Raw genomic sequence first — 4,910 nt, 5'->3', positions numbered from 1 at the left:
CAAGGATATTATAATGTTGGTGGTTTGGTAGGACGTAATTTTTTATCATCACAGGTAAATAATAGTTACTCCACGGGTTTGGTTTCGGGGAGTTCTTCTGTAGGTGGATTGATAGGACTTAATTATTCATCATCACAGGTAAATAATAGTTACTCCACCTGCTCGGTTTCGGGCGATGATCGTGTTGGTGGCCTGGTAGGATCTAATTCTTCTTCTTCATCATCAGTAAATAATAGTTATTCCATTGGCTCGGTTTCAGGAAGTTTTTATGTTGGTGGTTTGGTTGGATCTAATTATTCATCAACAATAAGCGATAGTTATTACAATAGCGAGACAAGTGGTCAATCTTCTGGTTTGGGTTCAGATGATAACAGTCAAACAGTAACGGCACTTACCACAGCCCAAATGAAACAAAGCAGTCGTTTTACCGGTTGGAATTTTGAAAATAATTGGGAAATTACTGAGGGGATTTCTTTTCCGCGCTTGATTGATGTGGCAGATGCGCCTGTTATTTTACCTGTTTTTAAAAAGGTAGCCAAAGTAGATATCGAATATCTCGATACCATACAAGTGGTAACCATGGATAATTCTGACGTGACCCTGGAGTTACTACGGTCACCTGATGGCATGTCATTGATGCAGGATAGTATTCTTAGTTGGACACCAACGGCATCTGGCGATTACGAAGTCGTGATAATGGTGAGCGATGGCGATGGATTGCAAGCTGTTTATAGTTATACCATTGCGGTAATTGATTTAGGTGGCCAGGGAACAGTCAGTCATCCTTTTAAAATTACGTCGCTCGACGAGTTAAGAATGTTATCCGAAACATCAGCATTATGGGATAAGAGCTACTATTTTGAGCAAACAGCCGATATTGACGCTTCAGATACCCGCAATTGGAACGATGGGGCTGGTTTTTCGCCCATTGGTAACAGCACAACACCATTTACTGGAAATTACAATGGGCAAGGTTATACGATAGATGGACTCACCATTAATCGTTCATCAAGTGATTATGTCGGTTTATTTGGTTATGCCAGTGGTGCAAGCATTGATAGCTTAGGGCTTACGAATGTCTATATACAAGGATATTTTTATGTTGGTGGTTTGGTAGGATCTAATTCTTCAACATCACAGGTCAATAATAGTTACTCCACGGGTTCTGTTTCGGGGAGTTCTTATGCTGGTGGTTTGATAGGATATAATTCTTCATCATCACAGGTCAATAATTGTTACTCCGCCAGCTCGGTTTCGGGCTATAATTATGTTGGTGGTTTGGTTGGATATAATGATTCTCATTCATCAGTAAATAATAGTTATTCCACCGGCTCGGTTTCGGGCGATGATCGTGTTGGAGGCTTGGTCGGTCAGAATAGTGATTCGTCAACAGTAAGAGATAGTTATTCTAAAGGTTCTGTCTCTGGCCGTTCTAAAGTTGGTGGTTTGGTTGGATATAATAATTCTTTATCAACAGTAATCAATAGTTATTACAATAGCGAGACAAGTGGTCAATCTTCCGGTTTGGGTTACGATGAGAGTAACAGTCAAACAGTAACGGCACTCACCACGGCCCAAATGAAGCAAAGCAGTCGTTTTACCGGTTGGGATTTTGAAAATAATTGGGAAATTACTGAGGGAATTTCTTTTCCACGCTTGATTAATGTGGCAGATGCGCCTGTTCTTTTACCTGTTTTTAAAGAGATAGCCAAAGTAGATGTCGAATATCTCGATACCATACAAGTGGTAACCATGGATAACCCTGCCGTTACCTTTGAATTGCTACAGTACCCTGATGGCATGTCATTGATACAGGACAGTATTGTTAGTTGGACACCAACGGCATCGGGCGATTACGAAGTCGAAATAATGGTGAGCGATGGCGATGGCTTGTATGCTATTTCTAATTATACCATTACGGTAACTAGTTTAAGTGGCCAGGGAACAGTCAGTGATCCTTTTAAAATTACATCGCTCGACGAGTTAAGAATGTTATCCGAAACATCAGCATTATGGGATAAGAGCTTCTATTTTGAGCAAACAGCCAATATTGATGCTTCAGAAACCGGTACCTGGAACGATGGAGCTGGCTTTTCTCCCATTGGTAACAACACAACCAGGTTTACGGGAAACTACAACGGGAAAGGTTATACGATATATGGACTAACCATTAATCGTTCATCAACTTATTATGTTGGACTATTTGGTTATGCCAGTGGTGCAAGCATTGATAACTTAGGGCTTACTAATGTGTATATACAAGGATATTATTATGTCGGAGGTTTGGTAGGATTTAATTCTTCATCATCACAGGTCAATAATAGTTATTCCACCGGTTCGGTTTCGGGGAATTATATTGTAGGTGGTTTGGTTGGACTTAATGATTTTTCATCACAGGTCAATAATAGTTATTCCACCGGTTCGGTTTCCGGAAACAATTATGCAGGAGGCCTGGTCGGATCTAATGATTTTTCATCATCAGTCAATAATAGTTATTCCACAAGCTCGGTTTCAGGTAGTTCTGATGTTGGTGGTTTGGTTGGATATAATGATTATTCATCAACAGTAAGCAATAGTTATTATAATAGCGAAACAAGTGGTCAATTTTCTGGTTTGGGTTCCGATTATAGTAACAGTCAAACAGTAACGGCACTTACCACGGCCCAAATGAAGCAAAGCAGTCGTTTTACCGGTTGGAATTTTGAAAATAATTGGGAAATTACTGAGGGGATTTCTTTTCCACGCTTGATTGATGTAGCAGATGCGCCTGTTATTTTACCTGTTTTTAAAAAGACAGACAAAGTAGATGTCGAATATCTCGATACCATACAAGTGGTAACCATGGATAATCCTGACGTGACCCTGGAGTTACTACAGTCACCTGATGGAATGTTAGTTATGCAGGACAGTATTCTTAATTGGACACCAACGGCATCGGGCGAATACGAAGTCGAAATAAGGGTAAGCGATGGCGATGGATTGCAAGCTATTTATAATTATACCATTACGGTAACTAGTTTAAGTGGCCAGGGAACAGTGAGTGATCCTTTTAAAATTACGTCGCTCGACGAGTTAAGAATATTATCCGAAACATCAGCATTATGGGATAAGAGCTACTATTTTGAGCAAACAGCCAATATTGACGCTTCAGAAACCGGTACCTGGAACGATGGAGATGGTTTTTCGCCCATAGGTAACAGCACAACCAGGTTTACGGGAAACTACAACGGGAAAGGTTATACGATAGATAGCCTATGCATTAATCGTTCAATATTCGATAATATTGGACTATTTGGTTATGCCAGTGGTGCAAGCATTGATAGCTTAGGACTTACGAATGTTTATATACAAGGAGCTTCTGATGTTGGTGGTTTGGTAGGATATAATTCTTCATCATCACAGGTCAATAATAGTTATTCCACCGGTTCGGTTTTCGGATATTATAATGTTGGTGGTCTGGTAGGATATAATTATTCTTCATCATCAGTCAATAATAGTTATTCCACCGGTTCGGTTTTCGGAGATAATAATGCTGGTGGCCTGGTAGGATCTAATAAATATTACTCATCAGTCAATAATAGTTATTCCACAGGCTCGGTTTCAGGGAGCTCTGATGTCGGTGGTTTGGTTGGATATAACAATAATTCATCAACAATAAGCAATAGTTATTATAATAGCGAAACAAGTGGTCAATCTTCCGGGTTGGGTTCCGATGATAGTAACAGTCAAACAGTAACGGCACTTACCACAGCCCAAATGAAACAAAGCAGTCGTTTTACCGACTGGGATTTTGAAAATAATTGGGAAATTACTGAGGGGATTTCTTTTCCGCGCTTGATTAATGTGGCAGATGCGCCTGTTATTTTACCTGTTTTTAAAAAGATAGCCAAAGTAAATGTCGAATATCTCGATACCATACAAGTGGTAACCATGGATAACCCGGATGTGACCCTGGAGTTACTACAGTACCCTGGTGGCATGTCATTGCTGCAGGACAGTATTGTTAGTTGGACACCAACGGCATCGGGCGATTACGAAGTCGTGATAATGGTGAGCGATGGCGATGGTTTGTATGCTATTTCTAATTATACCATTACGGTAACTAGTTTAAGTGGCCAGGGAACAGTGAGTGATCCTTTTAAAATTACATCGCTCGACGAGTTAAGAATATTATCCGAAACATCCTCATTATGGGATGAGAGCTACTATTTTGAGCAAACAGCCAATATTGACGCTTCAGAAACCGGTACCTGGAACGATGAAGCTGGTTTTTCGCCCATTGGTAACGGCACAACCAGGTTTACGGGAAACTACAACGGGAAAGGTTATACGATAGATGGACTAACCATTAATCGTTCATCAAGTGATTATGTCGGTTTATTTGGTTATACTGGTGGTGCAACCATCGATAGCTTAGGGCTTACTAATGTTGATATACATGGAGAGAATTATGTTGGTGGTTTGGTAGGACGTAATTATTTATCATCACAGGTAAATAATAGTTACTCCACGGGTTTGGTTTCGGGGAGTTCTTTTGTAGGTGGATCGATAGGACTTAATTATTTATCATCACGGGTAAATAATAGTTACTCCACCTGCTCGGTTTCGGGCGATGATCGTGTTGGAGGCCTGGTCGGATCTAATTCTTTTTCATCATCAGTAAATAATAGTTATTCCATTGGCTCGGTTTCAGGAAGTTCTGATGTAGGTGGTTTGGTTGGATATAATGATTATTCATCAACAGTAAGCAATAGTTATTACAATAGCGAGACAAGTGGTCAATCTTCTGGTTTGGGTTCCGATTATAGTAACAGTCAAACAGTAACGGCACTTACCACGGCCCAAATGAAGCAAAGCAGTCGTTTTACCGGATGGGATTTTGAAAATAATTGGGAAATTACTGAGGGGAT

General features: G+C 40.2%; 1 protein-coding gene. It reads left to right on the top strand.

Going from position 1 to position 4,910, the window contains the following annotated elements; all coding sequences use genetic code 11:
• A partial coding sequence (locus ACT3CD_RS17180) for a GLUG motif-containing protein (RefSeq protein ID WP_444646900.1) occupies positions 1–4,910 on the top strand: 4,910 nt, incomplete at both ends.

It is taken from the genome of Geofilum sp. OHC36d9 (assembly GCF_052400685.1).
GTDB lineage: Bacteria > Bacteroidota > Bacteroidia > Bacteroidales > Marinilabiliaceae > CAZHHH01.
The sequence above is the reverse complement of the archived record's forward strand: the minus strand, read 5'-3'. Positions and strand labels throughout refer to the sequence as shown.